Source organism: Rhodovulum sp. YNF3179, from assembly GCF_050586465.1.
GTDB lineage: Bacteria > Pseudomonadota > Alphaproteobacteria > Rhodobacterales > Rhodobacteraceae > CAJXYS01.
Genome location: NZ_JBOCEG010000009.1, coordinates 49,000 through 75,050, shown reverse-complemented (window position 1 = coordinate 75,050; position 26,051 = coordinate 49,000). Strand labels below are relative to the sequence as shown.

Genomic DNA, 26,051 nt, shown 5'->3' with positions numbered 1-26,051 from the left:
GCGAAAGGGGTGACAACACGCATGCTGACGTCGCACGCGAAATACATGCTGGGCCAGATCGTCCGCCACCGGAAGCATCCGTTCCGGGGGGTGGTCTTCGATATCGATCCCGAGTTCGCCAACACCGAGGAATGGTACGAGTCGATCCCGGAAGAGAGCCGCCCGCGCAAGGATCAGCCGTTTTACCACCTGCTCGCGGAAAACGAGCAGAGCTATTACATCGCCTACGTGTCCGAGCAGAACCTCGTGCCCGATGAAACCGGCGAGCCCGTCGATCACCCTGACGTGCCCGCCATCTTCGGCGATCTCGAGAACGGCCGGTACGACCTGGACGTGCAGCTCAACTAGGGGTCGCGCTTTTCCACCGCGCCGCCGGCCGCGACCCATCCCTTGAAGCCGTCCGCCATCTCGGCGACGTTCTCCAGCCCCATCTCGCGCAGGGTCCGCGTCGCCAGCGCCGACCGCCAGGCCGATGCGCAGAACAGCACGAGCTTCCTGTCGGTGTCGAAGGCGGGCTTGTGATAGGGGCTCTCGGGATCCACCCAGAATTCGAGCATTCCGCGCGGGGCGTGCAGCGCCCCCGGGATGCGCCCGTCGCGGTCCAGCTCGCGCACGTCGCGGATATCGACAAGCTGGATCTCGCCCGCGGCGGCGGCGCGCATCGCCTCTGCGACGGGCATGGTCTCGATCCCGGCCTTCGCTTCGGCGACCATGTCTTTCACCGGACGTATTGCCATGGCTGTCTGTCCTCCCTGTGTTCTCAGTATCCCAAGGCGCAGCCGTCCTTGCGCGGGTCCGACGCGCCCTGCAGAACGCCTGTCTCGTCATCGATCAGGATCGCCTGGGCACCGCCGATCGGCGCTTCGGGGATCCTGACGTGGTGGCCGAGATCGGCCAGGCCCTGGCGCACCGCGTCCGGGTAGCCGCGCTCGACCCTCATGTCGCCGGCATCCGAGAAACAGCGCGGCGCATCTATGGCCTGCTGCGGATTCATCCCGTAATCCACCATATTCGTGACGAAGCGGGCGTGGCCAGCCGGCTGGTAGCCCCCGCCCATCACGCCGAAAGGCATGATGACGCGGCCCGCCTTGCGCAGCATGGCCGGGATGATCGTGTGCATCGGCCGCTTGCCGCCGCCCGCCTCGTTGGGGTGACCTTCCTCCAGCGTGAACCCGGAGCCCCGGTTCTGGAAGTTGATCCCGAACGCCGACGAGGCCAGCCCCGAGCCGAAGCTGCTGAAGACCGAGTAGATCATCGAGACCACCATCCGGTCGCGATCCACCACCGTCAGGTAGACCGTTTCCTTGTGCACGGACTCTGTCAGCGCGGCGGGCGCCGGCATGGCGCGGTCCGGATCGATCAGCGCGGCGAGTTTCTCCGCCGTTTCGGGCGCAAGCATGTGGTCCAGGCGCGCCGTGTGGTCCGGATCCGCGAGAAAACGGTTCCGCGCATCATAGGCGAGCTTGGCCGCCTCGGCCTCGAGATGCGCGCGCTCCACCCCCATCGGGTAGAGCGATGGCAGGTCGAAATGCGCCAGGATGTTGTTCATGAGAATGGCCGTCGCGCCCTGCCCGTTCGGCGGATGCTCGAGCAGCTCCATGCCCTTGTAGGTTCCCGCGACGGGGTCGGTGTAGTCGCAGGCCGTCGCCGCGAAATCGTCGAGGCTGTGGGTCCCGCCCATGGCGCGAAGGCTTGCGACCATGTCCTCGGCCACCTCGCCCTCGTAGAAGCCCTTGCGCCCCTCGAGCCCGATCCGGCGCAGCACCTCGGCCTGGCCCGGCGCGCGGAACACCTGCCCTTCGCGCGGCGCGGCACCGTCGAACAGGTAATGCCGGCGCGCATCGCCCTGCAGGCTGTCGGCCGCCTCGTGCCAGTCGAACGCCACGCGCGGCGCGACCGGCACGCCGGCCTCGGCATAATGGATCGCCGGGGCCAGGCTGGCCTTGAGCCCCGCTCGGCCCCAGTCCCGCGAGAGCCGGCAAAAGGCGTCGACGGCGCCCGGCACCGTGACCGAATGCACGCTGCCGTCCGGGATCTTCCGCATCCCCTCGGCCCGCAGCGCCGCCGGGTCGAGCCCGGCAGGGGCCCGGCCCGAGCCGTTGAGCCCGATGATCCGATCCTCGCCGGCCGGTTTCAGAAGGACGAAACAGTCCCCGCCGATGCCGGTCATCTGCGGCTCGCAGATCCCCAGCAGGACCGCGGCGGCGATGGCGGCGTCGACGGCGTTGCCGCCCGATTCCAGCATCTGCACGGCGACCTTGGCCGCCAGGGGATGCGACGTCGCGCACATCCCGTTCGTTGCGAATACGGGCGAGCGCCCCGGCAGATGGAAATCGCGCATCGTTTCCCTGTCCTCCCCAACTCAGCGATACCGGCCGGAGCCTAGGGGCGCGCCGCGGGCTTTCCAACCCGGAAATGCCAGAGGACTCGAAAGAGCGGGGAGAAGCTGCCAGAGACCCCGACGCCGCGCACTGGGTGGGGGCTTCGTAACGCGACGCCGGGGGAAGCTCTGGCAGCTACGAGCCAAGGGGTAGCCCGGCTTTCCGGCGCCGGTTTGCTTGGAAAAGGGCAGGATTGAGGACTCTCGGTCCCATCGGAAAACAATGCGTTTCCAATGCGGTGACAGCTGGAAGCCCGTTGCGCGCCCTGCGGGCGCACGACCCGGTGCCGTGGGCTGGGTGGGGGATGATATCCACGGCACCGGGCTGAAGCGTTACTCGCTACACGGATCCTTATCGTCCCGAAACCGGGCTGAAGATTGGACCGGCGGCGGAAATACCGCGAAGATTTCGCGTCCATTCCAAGGCACCGCTTGATTTCACGGCCCCGCCGCGCAACTCTTGGGACATGAACGTGCAGGATCCCGCGCAGCCCGGACAGGGCAGGCAATCCGTCCCGCAACAGGTCAGCTTCGACCGCGGCGAGCTCGGCTGCATCCTGTCCCTTTACGGCCGCATGGTGGCCGCGGGCGAATGGCGCGACTACGGGCTGTCCTGCCTGCGGGACGTCGCCGTCTTCTCGGTCTTCCGCCGCACCGCCGAGCATCCGCTCTACCGTATCGAGAAACGCCCGAAGCTGCGCGACCGGCAGGGCCAGTACGCGGTGATCGGCATGGACGGCCGGATCCTGAAGCGCGGCCACGACCTGAAAACCGTGCTCCGCGTCCTCGAACGCAAGCTGATCCGCGCGGTGAACGACTAGCTCAAAGCCGCCGGCGGCTGGTCACCGGGCCGGTGTCGGTCTCGGCGATCCGGCGCGTCGCCTCCAGCAGCGGCTCCTGGGCCACGGCCATGTGATGCATGTTGGCGTGCAGCAGCATGCCCGGCGCCGTCAGGATGCCGACATGTCCCTTCCAGAACACGATGTCACCACGGCGCAGCGGCTCGCCCTTCGCGAGCGGCCGGCCGAGCGCCGCTTCCTGCATGTCGCTGTCGCGCGGACAGTCGATGCCGCAGGCCTCCAGCGCCAGCTGGATCAGCCCCGAACAATCGACGCCCCAGCGGCTCCGTCCCCCCCAGAGATACGGCGTGCCCAGGAACAGCTCCGCCACGCCGGCCGGATCGGCATACCGGGTGGCAAAGGGCTTCAGATGCGCCATCGGCACGAAATGCCCGGTCTGGATCTTGCCGAAGCCGTTCTTCTGGGCCAGCACGCGCAGCGCCGTCCCCATGAAGAGCGCCGTCTCGGCCCGCGACTTGGCTTCGGCGTCGGGATAGAGCTGCGTGGCCGGGGCCGCGACCCAGTGCGTCGGCGTATCCAGCCGGCCGAGCGCCGCGGTCTCGACGAAGCCGACATAACCGTCCCGCGCGCACTGGCCGAAAGCATAGCCATCGCGCTCCTCGATCACCGCGAACGGGTCACCGAAGAGCAGCTGGCTGTCCCGCGCCCCCTCGGGACCGGGCCGGTCGAGGATGTCGGCGACGGGCTGGCGGCACTGCCGGGGCGCCGGCGTGACGTAGCGCGGCGCCTCGACCGTGCCCTGCAGCGCCACGTCGGCCACGCGCGCATTGGCCAGCGTCAGGCGACGATCCCCGATCATTGCGCCAGCACCCTGGGCAGCGCGTCCAGCAGGGCCCGCGTGCCCTGCCCCGCACCGCCCTTGGGCCGGGCCGCGTCGCCCTCGGGCGCCCAGCCATAGATGTCGAAATGGACGAAGCGCCGCGCGTTCTCGACGAAGCGGCGCAGGAACAGCGCGGCGGTGATCGCCCCGGCAAAGCCGTTGCGGGGCGCGTTGTCGAGATCGGCGATGCCCGGTTCGATCATTGCCTCGTAAGGCGCGTGGAATGGAAGCCGCCAGACCGGGTCGGCCACCGCGTCGCCCGCGCTTTGCAACGCCGCGGCCAGCGTGCCGTCGTCGGTGAAGAACGGGGCGATATCCGGGCCCAGCGCCACCCGCGCCGCGCCGGTCAGCGTCGCCATGCAGACCAGCGCGTCGGGCGCCTCCTCGTCGGCCAGCGCAAGTGCGTCGGCCAGCACGAGCCGTCCCTCGGCATCCGTGTTGTTGACCTCGACGGTCAGCCCCTTGCGCGATGCGAGAATATCCTGCGGGCGGAACGAGTCGGACGAGATCGCGTTTTCGACCGCCGGCACCAGCACCCGGAGCTGCACCGGCAGTTCCAGCGCCATGATCATGCGCGCGAGGCCCATGACGGCGGCGGCGCCGCCCATGTCCTTCTTCATCAGCGCCATGGACTGCGCCGGCTTGATGTCGAGCCCCCCGGTATCGAAGCAGACCCCCTTGCCGACAAGCGTCAGGCGCGGCGCGTCGTCGGCCCCCCAGCGCATGTCCAGCAGCCGGGGCGCCTCGGCGGCGGCGCGGCCGACGGCGTGGATCAGCGGGAAATTCCCGTCGAGCAGCGCCGGTCCCCGGATCACCTCGACCCGGGCGCCGAAGTCCTGGCCGAGCGCGCGGAACGCCGCCTCGAGCGCCTCGGGTCCCATATCGGCCGCCGGTGTGTTGATCAGGTCGCGCGTCAGGAACTCGCCCGCGGCGATCGCCTCGATCCGGGCGGCATCGACCCCGTCGGGCGCGACGAGCATCGCCTCGGCCGGCGGCTGAGCCTTGTAGCGGTCGAAGCGGTAGCCCGCCAGCAACCAGCCAAGCGCCGCCTCCTCCAGCGCCGCCGGTGCCAGATCGCCATCGAGACGATAGGTTCCCGCGGGCAGCGCGGCGGCGGCGCGCCCGGCCAGGAACCGTCTGCGCCCGGCCTGCGCCGGATCGCCCAGGCCGAACAGCGCCCCGGCCAGCGCGCCGTCCTCGCCCGGCAGCCGGCACAGCTCGCCCGCGGCGGCCTTGAACCCGGTCTCGTCCACCCAGCGCCGCAGCCGCTCCGGCTGGTTTTCGCGCCAGCCCGGCAGGCGGTCCGGGTCGATCAGTGTCACCGGGCGCGACTCGGCGCCAGCGGGGGCGAAACGGGGTGTCATTCAAGGAATCTCCGCTGCGGACTGGCGCACAGCCTAGCGCCTGCCCCAGCCGCCGCAAGGGTCACCGCGCGGCCCCACGCGAGACAAAACGCTCGAATTCCGGCGCGTTGAGGATTAGAGACGGCAGAACAAGAACCGAGGGACACCCGATGGATCACGCAAAACCGCTGCCATCCTATCTCGTTCAGCGCTACCAGGGCTGGAAAGCGACGACCTATGCCGAGAACCGCGGCTGGTACATGCAACTGGCCGAACAGGGGCAGCACCCGCGGGCGATGGTCATCTCGTGCTGCGACTCGCGCGTGCACGTCACCTCGATCTTCGGCGCCGACACGGGCGAGTTCTTCATCCACCGCAACATTGCAAACCTGATCCCGCCCTACGAGCCAGACGGCGACCACCACGGCACCTCGGCAGCGGTCGAATACGCGGTAAAGGCGCTCAAGGTGGCGCATCTGGTCGTGATGGGGCATTCCAACTGCGGCGGCGTGCATGGCTGTCTCGAGATGTGCGAGGGCAAGGCGCCGGAACTGGAAGAGAAATCCAGTTTCATCGGCCGCTGGATGGACATTCTCCGTCCCGGCTACGAACGGGTGTCCGAGATAGCCGACGACACCGCGAAGCACCGGGCGCTGGAACGCGAGGCGGTGCTGGTCTCGCTCGAGAACGTGATGACCTTCCCCTTCGTGCGCGAAGCGGTCGAGGCCGGGCGGCTGACGCTGCACGGGCTCTGGAACGACATCGCCGAAGGCCAACTCTTCCAGTACGTCCCGGCGCGCCAGGATTTCCAATTGATCTGATCCGGCGCCCCGCACGGGCGCACGGCCATGACGCGGGACCGGGCGTGGCCTAGTGCAGGAACTCGCCCGCGGCCGGTGCGTCGCGGCGGGCCAGCACGCAGGGCCGGCCAAGGCGCGCGGCCAGGTCCGCCAGCGGATGGCCGAGAAGCCGCGCGGTGCAGATGCGCCGCCCGGTTTCACCATCCGTCAGCACCAAACGCCCCTCGCGTATGGCCAGCCGCACGCCGCGCCGTCCCAGCGCCGCGATAAGGCCCGCCCAGTCGCTCGCCCCGTCGAAAACGGGCCGGAGCGCCGCGCGCAAGAGCGCCGCGGTCTCGCTGTCGGGATCGTGGAAATCGGGATCTGCCTGCCAGGGGAACGCCACGGGGGCGGCACCGGCACCTGCCTCTTGGATCTTTTTCATGGTCGACTGCTCGTTATCATTCTCGCCGATCCGGCCAGCCTACCCCAAAATCGCATCAAAATCCGGGGGATAGGTTCCATACCGCCGCCGGGCGCGGCTTCACTGCAACAGGTCCGGTCCGGCCGGTGGCCGCTTAACGCAGGATGTCACCCTCGGGCCAGCTGATCTCGTGTTCGAGCCGGATCGTGCGCGTGCCGCCCGGCGCGATCTCGAAGCGCCATTCGAGCACGCCGCGCAGACCGTCGGGATCGGCGGTGTCGGCCGGCGGTTCGGCGGTGTAGTCGATCCGCAGATCCTCCTGCTCGGAATAGGGGACGCGGTCGCGCAGCTGCACCGGCCAGGCCCGGTCGGTCAGGTTCTCGACGGCGATCTCGGCGCGCTCGAAGACGCGGTTGGAGCGCGAGATCACGCCCCGGTCGCCCTCCAGCCGTTCGAGGATACGGCGCGACAGGCGCAGGCCCTCGATCGGGCCGAAGGGAAAGCGGGCCGTCTCGCCCCCGGCCCAGAGCCCGATCTGGCCGGAGCCCACGAAAGCGCCGTCCATGTAAAACGAGACCGGTCCCGGAAGGATCAGCTCGCCGCTGGCGTTCTCGGCCTCGGCCACGAGATAGGCGGTGGCGTCGAGACGCGGCGCGGCGACGGCGGTGAGATCGGGGGCCAGCGCGATGCGGTCCAGCGCGAGCCGCGCGGCCTCGGCGCCGCTGGCGACGTCGACCGGGTCCGGATAGCGGTAGACGACGGTAAGGCCCTGCATCTCGGTCCGGGCGCCGATGGCGTCGGCCGCGGGCGCGGACTGCGCCGGTTCCGCAGCGCCGGACAGCATCTCGGACTCGCCGCTGATCCGCTGGCGGTCGGCGGTGACGGGCGGGCCGATCCGCAGGCGGCGCGGCATGACCTCCGACGGACCCGTCTGGCCGGACGGCCGCGCGGTAGACAGCGTCAGCGCCACGCCGGTCCAGTCGCCCCCGGTGGCCTGGCGCACCAGCGCGCCCCGCACAAGCTCCAGCGTCGCCGTCTCGCCGCGCGACAGCCGCAGGTCGTAGACGGGCTGCCAAGCGGCAGCGGGGCTCTGGTATCGTATCTCGAGCCGGGCCGACGTCGCGGCCGCGGCCCGAACCTCGACCCGCAGGGCCGCGCCCGGCGGCGCGGGGCGGGTCAGCGCCTCGAGCGCGGCGCGCGCCTCGGCCAGTTCCTCGTCCAGCTCGGCGCGCGCGCGTTCGGCCGCGGCGATCTCCTGTTCGGCCGCGTGCGCCGCGGACCGGGCGGCAAGGGTTTCCTCGCCAAGCATCCGGGCGAGATCGCGGATCTCCGCCGGGCTGCTGCCGGCCAGGGGCTCCGCCGCCTTGGAGGCGCCGACGCTCGACAGGAAGTCGAGCCGGGCGCGGGCCGCATCTATCCGCAGCCGGATCGCGCCGATCTCCGCCGTCGCCTCGCGGATCGCGGCCTCGAGCCGGGCGATCTCGGCGCGGGCGGCCTCGATCGCGGCGCCGTCCTCCGGCGCGCGCGGCGGCAGGCGGCGGTCGCGGTAGCTGACCGCGCCGATCTGGAAATCCCCCGCGCCCGAGACACGCAGCGTGTCGGGGTTCAGACCGCGGGGCAACCCGGTCACGATCACCGCGCCTGACCCGGCAGGCAGCTCGGCCTCGGCCAGGCGGGTCAGCGCGGCACCGTCGGGATAGAGGGTGGCGCGCGTGACGGCCGAGGGGACGACGATATCCTCGGCGGCGGCCATCGTGGGCAGGAAAAGGACCAGGGCTGCAAGGATCCGTCGCATGGGGGCCTCCGCGCGTTGTGGGGGGTCAGGGTCCGCCAGCACCGCCCAAAAAGCAAGGGGCGCCCCGGCGGGACGCCCCCTCGAGATCCCTCTTCGGCCGGTCAGCCTTTCTTGAGGACGCGGTTGGCCAGCGTTTCGGCGATCTGCACGGCGTTCAGCGCCGCGCCCTTGCGCAGGTTGTCGCTGACGCACCAGAGGTTCAGCCCGTTGTCGATGGTCGAATCCTGGCGAATGCGGCTGATGAAGGTGGCGAAGTCCCCCACGCATTCCACCGGCGTGATGTAGCCACCATCCTCGCGCTTGTCGACGACCATGATCCCCGGCGCCTGGCGCAGGATCTCGCGGGCTTCCTCTTCGTCGAGATGGTCCTCGAACTCGAGGTTGATCGCCTCGGCATGGCCGACGAAGACCGGGACCCGCACGCAGGTCGCGGTGACCTTGATCGCGGTGTCGATGATCTTCTTGGTCTCGGCGACCATCTTCCATTCTTCCTTGGTGGAGCCGTCCTCCATGAAGACGTCGATATGCGGAATGACGTTGAAGGCAATCTGCTTCTGGAACTTCTTGGGCGCCACCTCGTCGGTCGGGTTGTAGATCGCCTTGGTCTGGTCCCAGAGCTCGTCCATCCCTTCCTTGCCGGCGCCGGACACCGACTGGTAGGTCGACACGACGACGCGCTTGATCTTCGCGCGGTCATGCAGCGGCTTCAGCGCCACGACCATCTGCGCGGTGGAGCAGTTCGGGTTCGCGATGATGTTCTTCTCGCGGTAGCCCTCGACCGCCTCGGGGTTGACCTCGGGCACCACCAGCGGGACCTGCGGGTCGTAGCGGTAGAGCGACGAGTTGTCGATCACGACGCAGCCCGACCGCGCGGCCTTGGGCGCGTAGTCCTTCGTCGCGTCGGAGCCGATGGCGAAAAGCGCGATGTCCCAGCCCTCGAAGTCGAAGGTGGCGAGGTCCTGGGTCTTGAGGGTCTGGTCCCCGAAGCTGACCTCGGTGCCCAGGGAACGGCGCGACGCCAGCGCGGCGAGCTCGTCCACCGGGAACTGGCGCTCGGCCAGGATGTTCAGCATTTCGCGGCCCACATTGCCCGTGGCGCCGACGACGGCCACACGATAACCCATTGTCATCTCCTGATCGGGAATCTCGGTTGTGCGTGTCTTAACGCATCCCAGCGGGAATGTGAAATGCACCATTGGCGTTGTTGGCGTAGCCTTGGGGGGCACGATCACGGAGGCCGAAGTGAAGACCGTTCCGCAAGCCCTCGCCGCCAGCCTCGTCTCCGTCCTGCCGCTGCAGGCCGGCGAAGCCGACATCGTCGCGGCCGAGGCCGTCCGCGGCGGAGAGACATGGCGCTTCGAGGTCACGCTGCGCCACGCCGACGAGGGCTGGGACCACTATGCCGATGGCTGGGCGGTCCTTGCCCCCGACGGCACCGAGCTCGGGTATCGCGAGCTTCTGCATCCGCACGTAGCCGAACAGCCCTTCACGCGGTCGCTCACCGGCGTCACGCTGCCCGACGGGGTGGACCGGGTCACGATCCGCGCCCATGACAGCGTGCATGGCTGGGGCGGCGCGGAGATCACGCTAGAGTTGCGCTGACCGCGTCAGTCGAAGAGATCCTCGATCTCGTCGAAGGCTTCCTTGAGGTAATGGAGCATCCCGCGCCGCTTCTTGCGGCGCTTGCCCTTGCGCGGCCGGTCCGGGGCGCCGTGACCGGGGTATCGCGACGGCTTGGACGGGCTCCGGGGGCGGGCCGGACCGGGGTCCGCCGCATCGGCGCGCAAGGCTTTCATCTTGGTGATCGGCGCGCCGCAGGCGGCGCATTGCAACACGTGCCGGGCGGAGTCGAACTCCAGCACGCTGCGCGTGCCGCAATAACAGCAGGTGGCGATCTTGGTCTCGGGCCTCATGGTCTGGACCTACGGCGCCCGCGCCCGGCTTTCAAGTCGGGCAGGCGGCCTTCAGGCCGTCGCGGCGTCGGACGGCATGCCGAGCAGTCCCTCCAGCCCGGCATTGCCGGCCACGAGATCCGACAGCGTCACGTCGTCGAGATAGCTGTAGAAGGCCGCGACCGCGCCGGCCAGCGACTGCTTCAACCGGCAGAACGGCGTGATCGGACAGGTGTTCTGCGCCCCGGCGAAGCATTCGGCGAACGGCACGTCCGCCTCGAAGGCGCGGATCACCGCCCCGACGGAGATATCGGCCGCCGGCCGGTTCAGCCTTATCCCGCCATTGCGCCCGCGGACGGTGCGGATGAACCCGCGCTGGCCCAGCAGGTTCACCACCTGCGCGAGATGATTCTCGGACGCGTTGCAATGTTCGGCGACGTCGGATTTCCGAACGGTCCGTGCATCGTTCACGGCGCAGAACATCAGCGTGCGCATGGCGAGGTTGGTGCGAGTGGTCAGCCGCATGGCAGGGTCTCGGTTGCGCCTTCAAACATGCCACGAGAATACAGCTTTATCCCCGGCACGATTTGATCGAGATCAGGTTCCGGGCAGTTTCCCGCTGTTAAAGATGTGCCGCGAATATAGCTTTAGGCAGGGCACACGTGGCGGAAACCGCGGACAGGGACGCCGGCAGGGACCGGCTTGCGGCACTTGTCGCGCCGGGCGCGCGTGACCTGCGGCGCGCCGGTGTGCTGTCGGTCGCCGCGGCGCTGATCTGGCTGCCGCAGGCCGCGATCGTCGCCCTTGCCATCGCGGCCCTCCTGGACCCGGCCCTGCCGCAGCTGCCGCCTCTCGTGCTGGCGGCGGGATTCGCGGGGCTGGGGCTGGCCCGCGCCTGGCTCGCGGCGCTCTCCGAGGCGCGTGCGTCCCATGCCGCCGACCGGGTCCTCGGGCTGGAGCGGCAGCGGCTGATCGAGGACGAGGCGCTGCGCGGGCCGCTCGATCCGAACCGCCCCGCCTCGGCCGAGGTCACGGCGCTCGCGGCACAGAAACTCGAGGCGCTGCGCCCCTTCCTGACGCGTTACCAGCCGGCGCGCATGCGGGTGGCGATCCTGCCACCGGCGATCCTGGCCCTGAGCTTCTGGTTTTCCTGGGCGGTGGGATCGGTCCTGCTGGTCGCCGGGCCGCTGATCCCGGTCTTCATGGCGCTCGTGGGGCTTGCCGCCCGCGAGGCGAGCGCACGCCAGATGGAAGAGATCGGCAGCCTGAACGGGCTGTTGATGGAACGGCTTTCGGCGCTGGTGGACATTCGCGTGCTGGATGCGGGCGCGCGCACCCTGGCGCGTTTCGACCGCGCGGCGGACGAGCTTCGCCGGCAGACGATGGAGGTTCTGCGCATCGCCTTCCTGTCGTCCACCGTGCTCGAGCTTTTCGCAGCGCTTGGCGTGGCGATGGTCGCGGTCTATGTCGGCTTCGCGCTTCTGGGCGAGATCGGCTTCGGCACATGGGGCGCGCCGCTGGGCGTCGGCGCCGGCATCTTCCTGCTGCTGATGGCACCGGATTTCTTCCAGCCGCTCCGCGATCTCGCGGCCGCCTGGCACGACAAGTCCGCCGCCGTCGCGGTCGCCGCAGAGCTTGCCGCGGCCGAGGCCGCCGGGCGACGCAACATCGCGGGACAGGGCGCGGCCGCGGCCCCGCTGGCAGGCCCGGCACGGATCGCCACGCGCGGGGTGGCTTTCGAGACAGCGGCCGGGCATCGCCTGCTCTTCCCCGACCTGGACCTGCCGCCCGGCAGCCGGGTCGCCCTGACCGGGCCGAGCGGTGCCGGCAAGTCGACGCTGCTGGCGCTGCTCGCCGGGTTGGCCGCGCCCGCGTCCGGCCGGATCGAGGTGGCCGGACAGCCTCTCGGGGCCGATACCGCCGATGCCTGGCGGACCCGGATCGGCTGGGTGTCCCAGACGCCCCATTTCCTGAACCGCAGCCTTGCAGACAATCTCGCGCTGGCGGGCGGGAACGCCGCGAGGGTCGAGCAGGCCCTAGATCTGGCGCAGGCCCGCGCGGTGGTGTCCGCGCTGCCGCGGGGCCGCGCCACGCGGCTCGGTGAAACCGGCGCGGGCGTCTCGGGCGGCGAGGCGCGGCGGCTGACCATCGCCCGCGCCGCGGCCGCGTCCCCCGGGGTGATCCTGGCAGACGAACCGACGGCCGATCTCGACCCGGAGACCGCGCGACTGGTGACGGACGGGCTGATGCGGCTGGCCGACGGCGGCGCGATGCTGATCGTCGCCACCCATGACCCGGACCTCGTGGCGCGCATGGATCGGCAGATCGCCCTCGGGGATACGGCATGAAGCCGCTCTTCGCGCTCCTCCGCGTGATCTGGCAGGGCCAGAGCCGCGCCTTCTGGCGCGGTGCCGCGCTGGCCGCCATGGTGCTGATGGCGGGTGTCGGGCTGCTCGGGCTCTCGGGATGGTTCATCACCGCCGCGGGCGCGGCCGGGCTGGCGGGGCTCGGCATCGGATTCGATTTCTTCCGCCCCAGCGCCGGGGTGCGGCTCCTGGCCCTCGGGCGCGCCGGGGCGCGCTACGGGGAACGTCTGCTGACCCATGACGCGACGCTCCGCGCGCTGGCCGGGCTGCGGGTCCATCTGCTCGGCGGCATCATGCGGCTGCCCTATCCGCGTCTGCTGCGGCTGCGCGGCGGGCTGGCGCTCAACCGTCTGACGGCGGATGTCGATGCGCTGGATGGCATTTCCCTGCGGCTGGTGATCCCGATGGCCTCGGGGGCACTGACCCTCGCGCTTGCCTGGGCGATCCTGGCCTGGCTCGTCGACCTGGCGGTGTCGACCGCCGTGATCCTGGCGGTCCTCGGCGGAACCGCGGCGACCCTTGCCTGGACCCTGCGCCGGGCCGCGCGCCCGTCGCTGCGCGCGGAATTGCACATGCAGGCCTTTCGCACCATGCTGATCGATCTTTTCCGCGCACGGGTGGAACTGGCCGTCTTCGGGCAGCTTCAGGCCCAGACCCGCGCCGCGCTGCGGCGCGAGGCCCGCCAGCGCGCCGCGGCCAACCGCGTCGACAGCATCGACCGGGTCGCGGGCGCCGCCCTGTCCGCCACGGCCACACTGGCTGCGGCGCTGGCGCTCTTGCTCGGTCTGCGGCTGGCCGAGACCGGGGCGATCACGCCCGCCCAGGCCGCGCTGGGGTTCTTCGCCGCGCTGGCACTGGCCGAGGTGATCGCCCCGCTGCGCCGGGGGCTGTCGGAGCTCGGGCGGACGCTGGTCGCGGCGCGGCGCATCGACCGGGACCTGCGCGACACCGGCCAGCCCGCGGCGGCCCGCGCTGCACCAGCGCCCCGGGACGACGCCCCGGCACTGGCCTTTGCGAATGTCGCGCTGCGCTATCCGGGCGGCGCGGCGCCGCTCTTCCGCGATCTCTCGTTCCAGCTTCGTGCGGGCGAGACGGTCGCGCTGACCGGGCCGAGCGGAGGCGGGAAAAGCAGCGCGCTGACCCTTGCCGCCGGGCTGATCGCACCGGCGGCGGGCGAGATCCGCCTGCGCGGCGCCCCGCTCACGGCCTGGCCAGAAACCGCGCTGCGCGCGACCGTCGCGTTCCTGCCCCAGCGCAGCGCCCTGCTGAGCGGGACGGTGCGCGATGCCCTGACGCTGGCCGATCCGAACCTCGACGACGCCGGAGTGCGCGCGCTGCTCGAGACGGTCGCGCTTGACGACGTCGTCGCCCGGATGGGCGGGCCGGACGCCCGGCTGGGCGAGGGCGGCGCTGGCCTGTCCGGCGGCGAGGGCCGGCGGCTGGCGCTGGCGCGCGTGCTGGCCCGGCGCCCGCGCGTTCTGCTGCTGGACGAACCGACCGAGGGCCTCGATGCGGACACGGCGCGCCGGGTGCTGGACGGGCTCCGCAAGGCGCTGCCTGACGCGGCGATCCTGACCGCCTCGCATCGCGCCGTCGAAATCGACCGGGCGGACCGGGTCCTATCCATCACGCAGTAAATATATATCGGATATGCTACTTATTTGATCTGAGTCAAAGCCGCCACGCCCGCTTTGATCCAGAACGACGCCGAACCGACATCTCGGAGTCATCTTTTCTCCGGGCAGGAGCGAAGGAGCCAATCCATGGAACTGGACGTCGTAGAGCTGTCCCGCCTGCAATTCGCGATGACGGCGATGTACCATTTCCTCTTCGTGCCGCTGACGCTGGGTCTGTCGATCCTCGTCGCGATCATGGAGACGGTCTACGTCATGACCAACCGCCCCATCTGGCGGCAGATGACGAAATTCTGGGGCACGCTGTTCGGGATCAACTTCGTGCTGGGCGTGGCCACCGGCATCACCATGGAGTTCCAGTTCGGCATGAACTGGAGCTACTACAGCCACTACGTGGGCGATATCTTCGGCGCGCCGCTGGCGATCGAGGGGCTGATGGCCTTCTTCCTCGAGGCGACCTTCGTGGGGCTGTTCTTCTTCGGCTGGGACAAGCTCAGCAAGGTCGCCCACATGATCGTGGCCTGGCTGGTCGCGATCGGCTCGAACTTCTCGGCGCTCTGGATCCTGATTGCCAATGGCTGGATGCAGAACCCGGTGGGGGCGGAGTTCAACCCAGTCACCATGCGCATGGAGATGACGAGCTTCTTCGACGTCATGTTCAACGAGGTGGCGCAGGCGAAGTTCGTGCACACCGTCTCGGCGGGCTACGTCACCGCGGCGGTCTTCGTGCTGGGCGTCTCGGCCTGGTACCTGCTGAAGAACCGCCACGTGGAACTCGCCCGCCGCTCCATCGCGGTGGCCGCCAGCTTCGGGCTGGCCGCGGCGCTGTCGGTGGTGGTGCTGGGCGACGAGTCGGGCTACTCGGCCACCCATACCCAGAAGATGAAGCTCGCCTCGATCGAGGCGATGTGGGAAACCCACGACGCGCCCGCGCCCTTCACCCTGGTCGGCCTGCCCGACAAGGAAAACCGCGAGACCCACTACGCCATCGAGGTGCCCTACGCGATGGGCCTGATCGGCACGCGCTCGCTGACGCAGGAGATGCCCGGCATCAACGATCTCGTCGCCGAGGCCGAGGATCGCATCCGGTCGGGCCAGATCGCCTATGACGCGCTGATGGACATCCGCGCCGCCAAGGGCGACGCGGCGCCCGAGGCCACCGCGCGCTTCGAGGCGCACAGCGACGATCTCGGGTTCGCGCTGCTTCTGAAGCGCTATGTAGAGGATCCGCGCGCGGCCACCGACGAGCAGATCGCCATGGCGGCCGAGGACACCATCCCGGGGGTCTTCCCGCTGTTCTGGGCGTTCCGCATCATGGTCGCGCTCGGCTTCTCCTTCATCGCGGTGATGGCGTATTTCTTCTACCGCGCCTCGTTCCGGGGAATGGATTTCCCGCGCCCGGCGCTCTGGTTCGCCGTCTTCATCATCCCCACGCCCTGGATCGCGGCCGAGCTTGGCTGGTTCGTGGCCGAATACGGCCGCCAGCCCTGGACCGTGGACGGGGTGCTGCCGACCGCGCTCTCGGTCAGCCAGCTCTCGATCTCGCAGGTCGCCCTGACGCTGGCCGGTTTCGTGGCCTTCTACTCGGTGCTGTTCGTCATCGAGATGGGGCTGATGATCAAGTTCATCCGCAAGGGTCCCTACCAGGACGTCGAGCTGGTCGAAGACTGGTTCCGGCGCCACGACCGCCCGGCGGCGGCGCACGGGTCCGTTGCCCATCCTGCGGAGTAATCGACATGATCCTGCATGAATTCCTGAGCTTCGAGATCCTGCGCGTCATCTGGTGGCTGCTGCTGGGCGTTCTCCTGATCGGCTTCGCGCTGACCGACGGCTTCGACCTGGGCGTGGGCACGCTGCTGCCCTTCGTCGCCAGGACCGATGTCGAACGCCGGATCGTGATCAACACGGTCGGTCCCGTCTGGGAAGGCAACCAGGTCTGGTTCATCCTCGGGGGCGGCGCGATCTTCGCGGCCTGGCCACCGCTCTACGCGGTCAGCTTCTCGGGCTTCTACATCGCCATGTTCCTGATCCTCGCGGCGCTGATCCTGCGCCCCGTGGGCTTCAAGTACCGCTCCAAGCGCGACAGCGCGGCCTGGCGCAGCGCGTGGGACTGGGCGCTCTTCGTCGGTGGCTTCGTGCCGGCGCTGGTCTTCGGCGTCGCGATGGGCAACGTCCTGCAGGGCGTGCCCTTTCGCCTGAACGACGACCTGATGACCGTCTACGACGGCGGCTTCTTCGGGCTGCTGAACCCCTTCGCCCTGCTTGCCGGTGTCGTGTCGGTGGCGATGCTGGTCATGCATGGCGGCAACTGGCTGGCGCTGAAATCGGAGGGCGTCGTCGCCGAGCGGGCCAAGCGCTATGCCGCGACCGCCGCGCTGGTCACCGTCGCCGGCTTCGTGCTGGCGGGGGTCTGGCTGGCCCTGGGGGTCGATGCCTATGCCCTGGCCGATCCGGCCGCGACCGGGGGGCCGTCCAACCCGCTCCTCTCCGAGATCCGCCATGGTGGCAGCTGGCTCGCGGCCTACGGGGCGCGGCCCTGGATCGCCGTGGCGCCGATCCTGGGCATCGGGGGCGCGCTGCTGGCCTACCGCCAGGTGCACCGGAACCGGGAGGTGCTCACGCTGATGGGCTCGTCGCTCTCGATCCTGGGCATCATCGCGACGGTGGGCCTGACGATGTTCCCCGTCATCCTGCCCTCCAGCATCCAGCCCGACGCCTCGCTGACGGTGTGGGACAGCTCGTCCTCGCACCTGACGCTCTTCGTGATGCTGGTCTCGACGGTGATCTTCATGCCGTTGATCCTTCTTTACACCGCCTGGGTCTACAAGGTGCTCTGGGGGAAGGTCACCGAGGACGACGTCACCGACTCCGACCACGCCTACTGAAAAAGGAGCGCACGCATGTGGTATTTCGCCTGGATCCTGGGGCTCCCGCTCGCCGCGCTGTTCGCGGTCGTCAACGCCATGTGGCTGGAGCTGCAGCAGGACAACGCCCGGATGGAGGAAGACAACACCAACGGCCCGGCCAAGGGCTAACCGCGAGGAGGAGGATCCCGCAATGCAGACCAACAGACGCCAGTTCCTGGGGCTTGCCGCCGGCGGTGCCGCGCTGGCCGCCGCCGGTACGGGAAGCGCCCGGGCCGCCAGGGTGCCGACGAACGCGCGGATCGTGATCCTGGGCGCCGGCGCCGCCGGGTCGGCGCTTGCCAACCAGCTGAACGATGCGCTCGACGGCGCGAAGATCACCATCGTCGACGAACGCAAGCGCCATCTCTACCAACCCGGCTTCACCCTGATCGGCGCCGGGCTGAAACCCGCCGGCTACTCGGTCTCGACCACGGCGGAATGGCTGCCGAGCGCGGCCGAGTGGATCGAGGAAGCCGCCGCGGAAATCGACCCCGAGGCCCGGACCGTCACCACGACCGGCGGCACCACGGTCGCCTATGACTACCTGATGGTCGCCACCGGGCTGAAGCTCGACTGGGACGCGATCGAGGGTTTCTCGCTCGACCTCGTGGGCAAGGACGGGGTGGGCGCGGTCTATGCCGGCCCGGACTACGCCGCGAAGACCTGGCAGGCGATGGACCGCTTCACCGAGGAAGGCGGCGAAGGACTGTTCTTTCGCCCCGCGACCGAGATGAAATGCGCGGGCGCGCCGCTCAAATACACCTTCCTGACGGATGACTATGCCCGCAAGAAAGGCACCCGCGGCAAGACGAACATCACCTATGCCGCGCATTCCGGCAGCCTCTTCGGCGTGCCCATCGTCAACGAGAAGGTCCGGATGCTCTATGACGACCGCGGCTTCGAGACGGTCTACAACCACGTGATGAAAGCCATCGACCCGGGCAGGAAGACGGTCACCTTCGAGACCCCCGAGGGCGAGGCCGAACTGCCCTACGACTTCACCAACGTGATCCCCCCGATGCGGGCGCCGGACGTGATCCGCAACTCGCCCCTGCCCTGGGCCGACCGGTGGACCGACCAGGGCTGGGTCGAGGTCGACCCCCACACCATGCGCCACACCCGTTTCCCGGAAATCTTCGCGGTGGGCGACGTGGCCGGGGTGCCCAAGGGCAAGACCGCGGCCAGCGTGAAATGGCAGGTGCCCGTGGCGGTCGACCAGCTCGTCTCCGACATCGCGGGGCGCGACGCCACCGAGACCTATAACGGCTACACGTCCTGCCCGCTGATCACGCGCGTGGGGCGGGCGATGCTGATCGAGTTCGACTACAACAACGATCTCGTGCCGTCCTTCCCGGGCATCATCGCGCCCCTGGAAGAGCTTTGGATATCCTGGCTGATGAAAGAGATCGCGCTGAAGGCGACCTATAACGCCATGCTGCGCGGCCGCGCCTGAGGAGGAGCAAGACCCATGAAAGACCTGACTTTCGGCACCCTGATCGCCGTCTTCGAGGAAATCTTCGGCCCCTGGCTCTTCTGGGTCATGGCCGTCGTGGCCCTGCTCGTCGGGCTCGCCTTCATCTACGTCGTCATCCGCGACCGCGGGCTCGAAAGCCGCCCCTTCCTGCGTGCCGAGCTTTCGGCGCCCATCGGGGCCGTCGCGGCGGTCGCCTTCGTCTTTTTCATGACGAAATCGGGCCTGCGCGACATGGGCGGCCCCATCGACGTCATCGTGATGCTCGCCATCGCGGCCGCCGGTGCCGTCGGGCTGACCATCCTCGTCTACGTCGTCCAGGAGATGTTCCTGAACAAGAAGACCGGTGAGTGACCCGATGACATCCCCCGAAGCGGCCGACGCCGACGGGGCGGCGCTGCGCCTGCCCAACTACCCGATCACCTTTTTCGCCACGGTGATGGGAATGCTCGGGCTGACCCTGGCGCTGCACGCGGCCGAGCAGGCCTACGGGCTGGCGGCCGGCGCCTCGCGGCTGGCGCTGGCGGTGTCGGTCGCGCTCCTGCTTGCCGTGGCGGCGGGCTACGCGCTCAAGGCGGTGCGATATCCGCACGAGGTCCGGGCGGAATGGAACCACCCGGTGCGCATCGCCTTCTTCCCGACGATCTCGATCTCGCTGCTGCTCCTGTCGGTGGCCACGCTGGGGACCTGGCCCGGTGTCGCGCAGACGCTCTGGCTGGTGGGCACGGCGCTGCAGGGGGCCCTGACGCTCAGCGTGATCGCCAACTGGATCGGGCATCGCCCCTTCCAGCCGCAGCATCTCAGCCCGGCCTGGTTCATCCCCGCCGTCGGCAACGTGATCGTGCCGGTGGCCGGCGCGCCCCTCGGCCATGTCGAGCTGTCCTGGCTCTTCTTCTCGCTCGGGCTGGTCTTCTGGCTGGTGCTGCTGACGCTGGTGATAAACCGGCTGATCTTTCACGATCCGCTGCCGGGCAAGCTGCAGCCGACGCTGGTGATCCTGATCGCGCCGCCGGCGGTGGCCTTCCTCGCCTATCTGCGGCTCGAGGATCAGATCGACGCCTTCGCGCGCATCCTGCTCAACACGGGATACGTCTTCTTCGCCATCGTCGCGACGCAGGCGCGCAAGCTGCCGCGGCTGCCCTTCGCGCTGTCATGGTGGGCGCTGTCCTTCCCGATGGCGGCGCTGACCATCGCCAGTTTCGCCTTCGCCGCCGCGACCGGCTCGGCGGCGCACCTGGCGATCGGGACGGCGCTGCTGGCGATCCTGGCGGCGATCATGGCCATGCTCGTCCTGCGCACGGTGCTGGCGATCCGGCGCCGCGAGATCTGCCAGCCCGAGTGATCAGGCCCGGGGGCCGCCGGTGTCCTTGTCGACCTGCCCGCCGGCCGAATCCACGTCATGGACGGCCCAGCCCCGGTCGGCGCCCGCCTCGGGCAGCTCCTCCGGCGCGACATGCCGGTGAATATGCGCCTTGGCGATGAAATGCGCGACGATCGGGGCGGTCAGGAACAGGAAGATCGTGATCAGCAGTTCATGGAACGATCCGTCACCTTCCAGGAGCCAGGCATGGATCATGGAGGCGATCAGCACGCCGCCGACGCCCAGGGTCGTCGCCTTGGTCGGCGCATGCAGGCGCGACATCGGATCCCCCAGCTTGATCAGCCCGTAGGATCCCACCAGCCCGAAAATGCCCCCGAAGACGAGGAAGAAGGCGACGGCGATTTCTGCGATCTGGCTCAGCATCTCCGCCTCATTCGATGATGTTGCCGCGCAGCATGAAGCGCGCATAGGCCACGGTGGAGACAAACCCGAGCATCGCGAAGATCATCGAGGCCTCGAAATAGACCTCGGTTCCGGCCTTGACCCCGTAGAGGATCAACAGCGCGATCGCGTTGATGACCATGGTGTCCAGCGCCAGCACGCGATCGCCCACCCCCGGCGCGTAGACCACGCGCCAGAGATTGAGAAGGATCGCCAGCCCGAAACAGCCGAACGCGAATGTAAGCGCGGCGTCGATCATTCGAAAATCTCCTTCAGCCGGCGTTCGTAGCGGGTCTTGATCTCGTCGCGCACCGCGTCCGGGTCGGGGGCGTGCAGGCAATGGACCAGCAGGCTGTGGCCCTCCGAGGACAGGTCGCTCGACACCGTGCCGGGGGTCATGGTGATGGTGCCCGCCAGGACCGTGATCGCCTCGGGGGTTCGCAGTTCCAGCGGGACCGTGACCCAGTTCGGCCGCATGTTCGCGTTGCGCTTGAAGAGGATCAGCCAGGCCACCTGGATGTTGGCCATCACGATGTCCCAGAGAACGACGAGGGCATATTCCACGATCATCGGCCAGTTCTTCAGCCGGGGACGGTCGGGCCAGTACGGCTTGGTCACGATGGGAATGATCAGCCCCAGGATAAGCGCGAAGACGAAGGTGCCGAGCGATACCGTGTTCTGCAACAGTATCCAGACGACGACGAGCAACAGGGTCAGGTAGGGGTGCGGCAGGATCCGGCTGAACATCACTGCGCCTCCTCTGCCTTGACGGGGGTCCCGCTCAACACCGCGTCGAGATAGGCGTCCGGCGCGTAGAGCTGGGCCGCGGTCGCGTCCAGATAGGCGGTGACCGGCCCGGCGGCAAGCGTCATGCCGACGAGGGGCGCCAGCAGGCCGAAGGCCGCGACGAAGGCAAGCCCGCCGCCGCGGGCCGGGGCCGCGGGTGCCGTGTCCGTCTCGTCCGTGACGATGCCGTAGCCTTTCCAGAAGACGGTGCTGCCCGCCCGCGCAAGCCCGACGATGGCGATCAGCGACGTCACGAGGATCACCGCCCAGATCGTCGTCGCCCCCGGCACGTCACGCGCGGCATCCAGCACCAGCAGCTTGCCGATGAAACCCGACAGCGGCGGCATACCGGCCATGGCAATGGCCGATATGAAGAAGATCGACGCGATCAGGCCGTTCTGCGGGATCGGCTGCGCCGCGCGGATCTCGACGCCGTCCGCGCCGCGGCGCTCCATCACCATGTCGGCGACGAGGAAGAGCGCCGCCGTCGCAAAGGTGGAATGGATCATGTAGTAGAGCGCCGCCGTCGTCGCCCCCGGCGCGAAGAGCGCCACCGCGACCAGCAGGGTGCCCATGGACCCGATCGCGGCATAGGCCGTCAGCCGCCCGAGGTCACGCGCACCGAGAATGCCGATCATCCCCACCGCGACCGTCAGCAGCGCCGCCGGCATCAGCCAGGCATCGAAGGATCCCGCCACGATCCCGGCCTCGGGGCCGAAGACCAGCGTGTACATCCGCAGGATCGCGTAGGCGCCCACCTTGGTCATGATCGCAAAGAGCGCCGCCACCGGTGCGGGCGCGTTGGCATAGCTTTCGGGCAGCCAGAAATGCAGCGGCAGCAACGCCGCCTTCACCGCGAAGACCAGCAGCAGCAGCGCCGCGCCGACCCGGATCAGCGCCGTGTCGTCGGCGGGCAGCTCGCCAACCTTCACCGCGAGATCGGCCATGTTGAGCGTGCCGGTCACGGCGTAGATCGTGCCGAGCGCAAAGAGGAACAGCGTCGAGCCGAGCAGGTTGTAGACCACGTATTGCGTGCCCGCCCGCAGCCGGCGTGGCCCGCCCCCATGGATCATCAGCCCGTAGGAGGCGATCAGCAGCACCTCGAAGAAGACGAACAGGTTGAACGCGTCCCCGGTCAGGAAGGCGCCGCAGACGCCCATCAGCTGGAACTGGAAGAGCGCGTGGAAATGCTTGCCGCGCTCGTCCCATCCGGACCCGATCGCGTAAAGCTGCACGCCCAGCGCCAGCGCCGCGGTCAGCAGCACCATCAGCGCCGAGAGCCGGTCGAGCACCAGGACGATCCCGAAGGGCGCCGGCCAGTTGCCGAGATCATAGACCGTGACGGTGCCGCCGGCGGCGGACACCGCCAGGCCGAGCGCGATCGCCAGCAGCAGGACCGTCCCGGCCGTCGAGAAGACCCGCTGCAGAAGGATATGGTGGCGGAAGGCCAGCATGGTCACCGCGGCCAGCAGGGCCGGCAGGATGACGGGGGCGATGATCCAGTGGCTCATGCGCCGTCCTCCTCGCCCCGGGCATCGGTGTCGATCCGGTCACTGTCGGAGGACAGGTAGGCGCTGAGCGCGATCATCACGACAACCGCGGTCATCCCGAACGAGATCACGATCGCGGTCAGCACCAGCGCCTGCGGCAGCGGGTCGGTATAGGTTCCGGCCCCGGACTTGTCCTGCAGCACCGGCGGCAGGTTGATCGCCAGGCGTCCGGTCGTGAACAGGAAGACGTTCACGGCATAGGTCAGCAACGACACCCCGATGATGACCGGGAAGGTGCGCTGGCGCAGCACGAGGTAGACCCCCGCCGCCGTCAGCAGCCCGATGGCGGATGCAACGAGCAGTTCCATCTCAGCGGCCCTCCCCTTGCGGCGTCCCGTCCTCGCGGGCGGGGTTGATGTCCATCGGGTACTCGCTGACCTCGTAGCCTGCCCGGCGCGAGATCCGCGACAGGCTCTCGAGCGTCAGCATGACGGCCCCCACGACGGCCAGGAACACCCCCAGATCGAAGGCCATGGCCGTGGCGAGCTCGAACTCGTTCATCGGCGGGATGCGGACATAGCCGAAATCGCTGGTCAGGAAGGGCAGCCCGTTGAACCAGGCGCCGATCCCGGTGAAGGCGGCCGCCAGAACCCCGGCCGCGATGGTCGCGTGATAGGGCACGCGCTGGCGTTCCGCCGCCCAGTCGAACCCGCTGGCCATGTACTGCATCACCAGCGCGATGGCGACGACGAGCCCCGCGATGAACCCGCCGCCCGGCTCGTTGTGGCCGCGCAGGAAGATATAGACCCCGACCATCAGCGCGATCGGCATCATGACGCGCGTGGCGATCACCATCATCAGCGGATGCGCGTCGCCGGCCAGCGCGTGGTTCGGCTGGCGCTCGAGCAGCTTCTGGCGAACCGGGCCGCGCAGCAGCGACTCGGTCACCGCGTAGATCACGATGGCCGCGATCCCCAGCACGATGATTTCGCCGAAGGTGTCGAAGCCCCTGAAGTCCACAAGGATGACGTTGACGACATTCGTGCCGCCGCCGCCCTTGTAGGAATTCGCGAGATGGAAGTCCGAGATCGACGGGAAGGCGAAGTCGCGCACCATCATCCCGTAGGCCAGCCCGGTCACGGCGAGGCCGGCCACAGCCGCGATGACGCCGTCGCGCAGCTTGCGCCCGGCGGTGCTCTCGCGCGGGGTGAACTCGGGCAGGAAATTGAGCGCGAGCAGCAGAAGGATGATCGAGACCACCTCGACCGAGAGCTGCGTCAGCGCCAGGTCCGGCGCCGAGAGATAGTTGAACCCGACCGCGACCACGAGCCCGATGATCGCCATCAGCACCAGCGTCAGCAGGCGGTGATGGTGGAACGCCACCACGCAGCCCGTCGCCACCACCAGCAGCACCCAGCCGATGAAGGGCAGCCCGGTGATGGGCGTCATGTCGCGGGTCGGCGCCCCGGCGACGCCGCCTGCATAGGCATGCAGACCCGCGGCCGCCACGGCGACGGTGAAGATCGCGGCATAGCGGGTCAGCGCCCCGTCATGCAGCGTCTCGGTGATCGCCCGGCTCAGGCGCACCAGCGCGTCTATGATGGCATCGAAGATCGCCTTGGCCGCGGGGGGACCGGCCCGTTTCCAGACGGACTCGAGCCCGCGATGCGACGCCAGCAGGACCGCCCCGCCGACGATCGCCGCGACGGACATGTAGAGCGCCGCGTTGATGCCGTGCCAGAGCTTGAGGTGCACATCCGGATCCTGGCCGGTCACGGCGGTCGCGACGAGGTTCACGAAGGGCTCGACCACGAAGGGGGCGAGACCGATGCCAATCACGAGGCCCGCCAGCAGCGCCGGCCCCGCCCACATGCCGAAGCCCGGATCATGCGGATTGGCCGGGTAGTCGTCGCGCGCCGGCCCCATGAAGACATGCCAGATGTAGCGGAAGGAATAGGCCACGGAGAAGAGGGCGCCCAACGTCGCCAGCGCCGGCATCAGCCAGGCGTTCCCGGCCCAGACGGCGTAGGTGGTCTCTTTCAGCATCATCTCCTTCGAGATGAAGCCGTTGAGCGGCGGGATGCCGGCCATGCTGAGCGCCGTGACCGTGGCGATCGCGAAGGTGATGGGCATCAGGTGACGCAACCCGCCCAGCCGCTTGATGTCGCGGGTATGCGCCTCGTGATCGACGATGCCCGCCGTCATGAAGAGCGCCGCCTTGAAGCTGGCGTGGTTGATGATGTGGAACACCGCCACCGCCGCCGCGGCCTCGGTCCCGAATCCGAGCAGCATGGTGATCAGCCCGAGATGGCTGACGGTCGAGAAGGCCAGGAGCCCCTTGAGATCGTCCTTGAAGAGCGCGATCACCGCGCCGATCACCATGGTGACCAGGCCGGTCGTCGCCACGAGGTAGAACCAGGCCTCGGTGCCCGACAGCACCGGCCAGAGGCGGGCCATCAGGAACAGCCCGGCCTTCACCATGGTGGCCGAATGCAGATAGGCCGAAACCGGGGTCGGCGCGGCCATCGCGTGCGGCAGCCAGAAATGGAACGGGAACTGCGCCGACTTGGTGAAGGCCCCGAGCAGGATCAGCACCAGCGCGGGCAGGTAAAGGTCGGACCCCTGGATCGCCTCGCGGTTTTCCAGGATCACGGTCAGGTCATAGCTGCCCGCGATATTGCCCAGGATCAGCATGCCCGCGATCATCGCCAGCCCGCCCATGCCGGTCACCGCCAGCGCCATGCGCGCGCCCTGCCGGCCTTCCGGCAGGTGCTTCCAGTAGCCGATCAGCAGGAAGGAGGACAGGCTCGTCAGCTCCCAGAAGATCAGCAGCAGCAGGATGTTGTCCGACAGCACGATCCCCACCATCGCGCCCTGAAAGAGCAGCAGGTAGGTGTAGAACTGGCCCATCGGATCCTCGCGGCTGAGATAGAACCGCGCGTAGAGGATGATCAGCAGGCCGATCCCCAGGATCAGCCCGGCAAAGAGCAGCCCCAGCCCGTCGAGGAAGAAATTGGCGTTGAGCCCGAGCATCGGCAGCCATTCGATCCGCGACTGGATGACCTCCCCCCGGAAGACGGCGGGCGCATGGGTCAGCAGACCGATGAGCGCAAGCAGCGTGGCGGACCCCGTCGCCCAGGCGCAGCTGTTGCGCCCGGCACGGATCATGAGCCCCGGCAGCAGCGCGCCGAGGAACGGAAGAGCGGCGATCAGATAGAGCGGCACGGCAGGTCACGACCGGATGTGAATGAACATGGTCCAGCGGTCATATACAGGTCGAGTCTCTGCTGCAATTCCCCCTCCGTCTCCCGCAGCTTGGCCGTTCGCCAACGCACCCTACCAT

Annotated in this window: 27 protein-coding genes; 12 read left to right on the top strand and 15 right to left on the bottom strand. The window is 68.9% G+C overall.

Annotated features, from left to right (window positions below):
* Positions 1 to 21 precede the first annotated feature (21 nt).
* Entirely contained in the window at positions 22 to 348 is a 327-nt protein-coding gene (gene hspQ / locus ACQ5SP_RS15275) for a heat shock protein HspQ (RefSeq protein WP_430939265.1), read from the top strand.
* Here hspQ and ACQ5SP_RS15270 read toward each other — a convergent pair.
* Together ACQ5SP_RS15270 and ACQ5SP_RS15265 are read right to left on the bottom strand one after the other, a co-directional pair.
* Positions 345 to 737, bottom strand: coding sequence for a rhodanese-like domain-containing protein (locus tag ACQ5SP_RS15270; protein WP_430939264.1), 393 nt, complete (start codon positions 735 to 737; stop codon positions 345 to 347). The two genes, hspQ and ACQ5SP_RS15270, sit on opposite strands and share 4 nt — an antisense overlap.
* Before the next feature lie 23 nt (positions 738 to 760).
* Entirely contained in the window at positions 761 to 2,341 is a 1,581-nt protein-coding gene (locus tag ACQ5SP_RS15265) for a gamma-glutamyltransferase family protein (protein ID WP_430939263.1), read from the bottom strand.
* Between the two features lie 506 nt (positions 2,342 to 2,847).
* On the opposite strand from ACQ5SP_RS15265, the gene ACQ5SP_RS15260 reads away from it, so the two are divergent.
* Positions 2,848 to 3,201, top strand: a complete 354-nt coding sequence (locus ACQ5SP_RS15260; RefSeq protein ID WP_430939262.1) for a DUF2794 domain-containing protein — start codon at positions 2,848 to 2,850, stop codon at positions 3,199 to 3,201.
* A 1-nt stretch (position 3,202) separates the two neighbouring features.
* Here ACQ5SP_RS15260 and ACQ5SP_RS15255 read toward each other — a convergent pair whose 3' ends face one another.
* Together ACQ5SP_RS15255 and ACQ5SP_RS15250 are read right to left on the bottom strand one after the other, a co-directional pair.
* Positions 3,203 to 4,039 (bottom strand): NlpC/P60 family protein, encoded by an 837-nt coding sequence (locus tag ACQ5SP_RS15255; protein WP_430939261.1) that lies wholly within the window; start codon positions 4,037 to 4,039, stop codon positions 3,203 to 3,205.
* Positions 4,036 to 5,424: a leucyl aminopeptidase family protein gene (locus ACQ5SP_RS15250; protein ID WP_430939260.1), complete on the bottom strand. Its 1,389-nt coding sequence runs from the start codon at positions 5,422 to 5,424 to the stop codon at positions 4,036 to 4,038. Before ACQ5SP_RS15250 ends, ACQ5SP_RS15255 begins: the two co-directional genes overlap by 4 nt.
* Positions 5,425 to 5,573: 149 nt before the next feature.
* Here ACQ5SP_RS15250 and ACQ5SP_RS15245 point away from each other — a divergent pair, with 149 nt between their 5' ends.
* Positions 5,574 to 6,224: a carbonic anhydrase gene (locus ACQ5SP_RS15245; protein ID WP_430939259.1), complete on the top strand. Its 651-nt coding sequence runs from the start codon at positions 5,574 to 5,576 to the stop codon at positions 6,222 to 6,224.
* Between the two features lie 49 nt (positions 6,225 to 6,273).
* On the opposite strand, the gene ACQ5SP_RS15240 is transcribed toward ACQ5SP_RS15245, so the two are convergent.
* The 3 genes from ACQ5SP_RS15240 to ACQ5SP_RS15230 form a co-directional block, all read right to left on the bottom strand.
* A complete protein-coding gene (locus tag ACQ5SP_RS15240; protein ID WP_430939258.1) occupies positions 6,274 to 6,627 on the bottom strand; it encodes a hypothetical protein in 354 nt (117 codons plus the stop codon).
* Positions 6,628 to 6,760: 133 nt separating this feature from the next.
* A complete protein-coding gene (locus ACQ5SP_RS15235) occupies positions 6,761 to 8,401 on the bottom strand; it encodes a DUF4139 domain-containing protein (RefSeq protein ID WP_430939257.1) in 1,641 nt (546 codons plus the stop codon).
* 101 nt (positions 8,402 to 8,502) lie between these two features.
* The gene (locus ACQ5SP_RS15230) at positions 8,503 to 9,525 is read right to left on the bottom strand and encodes an aspartate-semialdehyde dehydrogenase (RefSeq protein ID WP_430939256.1); all 1,023 of its coding nucleotides are present in this window, start codon (positions 9,523 to 9,525) and stop codon (positions 8,503 to 8,505) included.
* Positions 9,526 to 9,643: 118 nt separating this feature from the next.
* Between ACQ5SP_RS15230 and ACQ5SP_RS15225 the strand changes: the two genes are divergently transcribed.
* On the top strand, positions 9,644 to 10,003 hold the full coding sequence (locus ACQ5SP_RS15225; protein ID WP_430939255.1) for a hypothetical protein: 360 nt from the start codon (positions 9,644 to 9,646) through the stop codon (positions 10,001 to 10,003).
* A gap of 5 nt (positions 10,004 to 10,008) precedes the next feature.
* Here ACQ5SP_RS15225 and ACQ5SP_RS15220 read toward each other — a convergent pair whose 3' ends face one another.
* Together ACQ5SP_RS15220 and ACQ5SP_RS15215 are read right to left on the bottom strand one after the other, a co-directional pair.
* A complete protein-coding gene (locus tag ACQ5SP_RS15220; protein WP_430939254.1) occupies positions 10,009 to 10,314 on the bottom strand; it encodes a hypothetical protein in 306 nt (101 codons plus the stop codon).
* 51 nt (positions 10,315 to 10,365) lie between these two features.
* Entirely contained in the window at positions 10,366 to 10,818 is a 453-nt protein-coding gene (locus ACQ5SP_RS15215) for an RrF2 family transcriptional regulator (RefSeq protein WP_430939253.1), read from the bottom strand.
* A 137-nt stretch (positions 10,819 to 10,955) separates the two neighbouring features.
* On the opposite strand from ACQ5SP_RS15215, the gene cydD reads away from it, so the two are divergent.
* From cydD to ACQ5SP_RS15175, 8 genes are all read left to right on the top strand, one after another.
* Positions 10,956 to 12,641 carry a thiol reductant ABC exporter subunit CydD gene (gene cydD / locus ACQ5SP_RS15210; protein WP_430939252.1) on the top strand — a complete coding sequence of 562 codons (1,686 nt, stop codon included), beginning with the start codon at positions 10,956 to 10,958 and terminating at the stop codon, positions 12,639 to 12,641.
* Positions 12,638 to 14,296: an amino acid ABC transporter ATP-binding/permease protein gene (locus ACQ5SP_RS15205; protein ID WP_430939251.1), complete on the top strand. Its 1,659-nt coding sequence runs from the start codon at positions 12,638 to 12,640 to the stop codon at positions 14,294 to 14,296. Before cydD ends, ACQ5SP_RS15205 begins: the two co-directional genes overlap by 4 nt.
* A 126-nt stretch (positions 14,297 to 14,422) precedes the next feature.
* On the top strand, positions 14,423 to 16,024 hold the full coding sequence (locus ACQ5SP_RS15200; protein ID WP_430939250.1) for a cytochrome ubiquinol oxidase subunit I: 1,602 nt from the start codon (positions 14,423 to 14,425) through the stop codon (positions 16,022 to 16,024).
* 5 nt (positions 16,025 to 16,029) lie between these two features.
* On the top strand, positions 16,030 to 17,178 hold the full coding sequence (gene cydB, locus ACQ5SP_RS15195) for a cytochrome d ubiquinol oxidase subunit II (protein WP_430939249.1): 1,149 nt from the start codon (positions 16,030 to 16,032) through the stop codon (positions 17,176 to 17,178).
* A gap of 15 nt (positions 17,179 to 17,193) precedes the next feature.
* Positions 17,194 to 17,328 carry a cytochrome bd-I oxidase subunit CydX gene (gene cydX, locus ACQ5SP_RS15190; protein WP_430939248.1) on the top strand — a complete coding sequence of 45 codons (135 nt, stop codon included), beginning with the start codon at positions 17,194 to 17,196 and terminating at the stop codon, positions 17,326 to 17,328.
* A gap of 22 nt (positions 17,329 to 17,350) precedes the next feature.
* A complete protein-coding gene (locus ACQ5SP_RS15185) occupies positions 17,351 to 18,652 on the top strand; it encodes an NAD(P)/FAD-dependent oxidoreductase (RefSeq protein ID WP_430939247.1) in 1,302 nt (433 codons plus the stop codon).
* Between the two features lie 15 nt (positions 18,653 to 18,667).
* Positions 18,668 to 19,024, top strand: coding sequence for a DUF5368 domain-containing protein (locus ACQ5SP_RS15180; RefSeq protein ID WP_430939246.1), 357 nt, complete (start codon positions 18,668 to 18,670; stop codon positions 19,022 to 19,024).
* A gap of 4 nt (positions 19,025 to 19,028) precedes the next feature.
* Positions 19,029 to 20,012 carry an SLAC1 anion channel family protein gene (locus ACQ5SP_RS15175; RefSeq protein ID WP_430939245.1) on the top strand — a complete coding sequence of 328 codons (984 nt, stop codon included), beginning with the start codon at positions 19,029 to 19,031 and terminating at the stop codon, positions 20,010 to 20,012.
* Here ACQ5SP_RS15175 and ACQ5SP_RS15170 read toward each other — a convergent pair whose 3' ends face one another.
* From ACQ5SP_RS15170 to ACQ5SP_RS15145, 6 genes are read right to left on the bottom strand one after another with little or no spacing between them, the layout of a single operon-like run.
* On the bottom strand, positions 20,013 to 20,414 hold the full coding sequence (locus ACQ5SP_RS15170; protein ID WP_430939244.1) for a Na+/H+ antiporter subunit G: 402 nt from the start codon (positions 20,412 to 20,414) through the stop codon (positions 20,013 to 20,015). It abuts the gene before it with no gap.
* A 7-nt stretch (positions 20,415 to 20,421) separates the two neighbouring features.
* Entirely contained in the window at positions 20,422 to 20,691 is a 270-nt protein-coding gene (locus ACQ5SP_RS15165; RefSeq protein ID WP_430939243.1) for a K+/H+ antiporter subunit F, read from the bottom strand.
* Positions 20,688 to 21,179, bottom strand: coding sequence for a Na+/H+ antiporter subunit E (locus ACQ5SP_RS15160; protein WP_430939242.1), 492 nt, complete (start codon positions 21,177 to 21,179; stop codon positions 20,688 to 20,690). Before ACQ5SP_RS15160 ends, ACQ5SP_RS15165 begins: the two co-directional genes overlap by 4 nt.
* A complete protein-coding gene (locus tag ACQ5SP_RS15155) occupies positions 21,179 to 22,729 on the bottom strand; it encodes a monovalent cation/H+ antiporter subunit D (RefSeq protein ID WP_430939241.1) in 1,551 nt (516 codons plus the stop codon). The genes ACQ5SP_RS15160 and ACQ5SP_RS15155 overlap by 1 nt, the downstream gene beginning before the upstream one ends.
* On the bottom strand, positions 22,726 to 23,076 hold the full coding sequence (locus ACQ5SP_RS15150; RefSeq protein WP_430939240.1) for a Na+/H+ antiporter subunit C: 351 nt from the start codon (positions 23,074 to 23,076) through the stop codon (positions 22,726 to 22,728). Before ACQ5SP_RS15150 ends, ACQ5SP_RS15155 begins: the two co-directional genes overlap by 4 nt.
* Position 23,077: 1 nt before the next feature.
* Positions 23,078 to 25,933, bottom strand: coding sequence for a monovalent cation/H+ antiporter subunit A (locus tag ACQ5SP_RS15145; protein WP_430939239.1), 2,856 nt, complete (start codon positions 25,931 to 25,933; stop codon positions 23,078 to 23,080).
* Positions 25,934 to 26,051 lie beyond the last annotated feature (118 nt).

Bases quoted from the DNA above. Each gene is read 5' to 3' on its own strand.
- hspQ (WP_430939265.1), top strand. From the start codon at position 22: ATGCTGACGTCGCACGCGAAATACATGCTGGGCCAGATCGTCCGCCAC.
- ACQ5SP_RS15270 (WP_430939264.1), bottom strand. From the start codon at position 737: ATGGCAATACGTCCGGTGAAAGACATGGTCGCCGAAGCGAAGGCCGGG.
- ACQ5SP_RS15265 (WP_430939263.1), bottom strand. From the start codon at position 2,341: ATGCGCGATTTCCATCTGCCGGGGCGCTCGCCCGTATTCGCAACGAAC.
- ACQ5SP_RS15260 (WP_430939262.1), top strand. From the start codon at position 2,848: ATGAACGTGCAGGATCCCGCGCAGCCCGGACAGGGCAGGCAATCCGTC.
- ACQ5SP_RS15255 (WP_430939261.1), bottom strand. From the start codon at position 4,039: ATGATCGGGGATCGTCGCCTGACGCTGGCCAATGCGCGCGTGGCCGAC.
- ACQ5SP_RS15250 (WP_430939260.1), bottom strand. From the start codon at position 5,424: ATGACACCCCGTTTCGCCCCCGCTGGCGCCGAGTCGCGCCCGGTGACA.
- ACQ5SP_RS15245 (WP_430939259.1), top strand. From the start codon at position 5,574: ATGGATCACGCAAAACCGCTGCCATCCTATCTCGTTCAGCGCTACCAG.
- ACQ5SP_RS15240 (WP_430939258.1), bottom strand. From the start codon at position 6,627: ATGAAAAAGATCCAAGAGGCAGGTGCCGGTGCCGCCCCCGTGGCGTTC.
- ACQ5SP_RS15235 (WP_430939257.1), bottom strand. From the start codon at position 8,401: ATGCGACGGATCCTTGCAGCCCTGGTCCTTTTCCTGCCCACGATGGCC.
- ACQ5SP_RS15230 (WP_430939256.1), bottom strand. From the start codon at position 9,525: ATGGGTTATCGTGTGGCCGTCGTCGGCGCCACGGGCAATGTGGGCCGC.
- ACQ5SP_RS15220 (WP_430939254.1), bottom strand. From the start codon at position 10,314: ATGAGGCCCGAGACCAAGATCGCCACCTGCTGTTATTGCGGCACGCGC.
- ACQ5SP_RS15215 (WP_430939253.1), bottom strand. From the start codon at position 10,818: ATGCGGCTGACCACTCGCACCAACCTCGCCATGCGCACGCTGATGTTC.
- ACQ5SP_RS15205 (WP_430939251.1), top strand. From the start codon at position 12,638: ATGAAGCCGCTCTTCGCGCTCCTCCGCGTGATCTGGCAGGGCCAGAGC.
- ACQ5SP_RS15200 (WP_430939250.1), top strand. From the start codon at position 14,423: ATGGAACTGGACGTCGTAGAGCTGTCCCGCCTGCAATTCGCGATGACG.
- cydB (WP_430939249.1), top strand. From the start codon at position 16,030: ATGATCCTGCATGAATTCCTGAGCTTCGAGATCCTGCGCGTCATCTGG.
- cydX (WP_430939248.1), top strand. From the start codon at position 17,194: ATGTGGTATTTCGCCTGGATCCTGGGGCTCCCGCTCGCCGCGCTGTTC.
- ACQ5SP_RS15185 (WP_430939247.1), top strand. From the start codon at position 17,351: ATGCAGACCAACAGACGCCAGTTCCTGGGGCTTGCCGCCGGCGGTGCC.
- ACQ5SP_RS15180 (WP_430939246.1), top strand. From the start codon at position 18,668: ATGAAAGACCTGACTTTCGGCACCCTGATCGCCGTCTTCGAGGAAATC.
- ACQ5SP_RS15175 (WP_430939245.1), top strand. From the start codon at position 19,029: ATGACATCCCCCGAAGCGGCCGACGCCGACGGGGCGGCGCTGCGCCTG.
- ACQ5SP_RS15170 (WP_430939244.1), bottom strand. From the start codon at position 20,414: ATGCTGAGCCAGATCGCAGAAATCGCCGTCGCCTTCTTCCTCGTCTTC.
- ACQ5SP_RS15165 (WP_430939243.1), bottom strand. From the start codon at position 20,691: ATGATCGACGCCGCGCTTACATTCGCGTTCGGCTGTTTCGGGCTGGCG.
- ACQ5SP_RS15160 (WP_430939242.1), bottom strand. From the start codon at position 21,179: ATGTTCAGCCGGATCCTGCCGCACCCCTACCTGACCCTGTTGCTCGTC.
- ACQ5SP_RS15155 (WP_430939241.1), bottom strand. From the start codon at position 22,729: ATGAGCCACTGGATCATCGCCCCCGTCATCCTGCCGGCCCTGCTGGCC.
- ACQ5SP_RS15150 (WP_430939240.1), bottom strand. From the start codon at position 23,076: ATGGAACTGCTCGTTGCATCCGCCATCGGGCTGCTGACGGCGGCGGGG.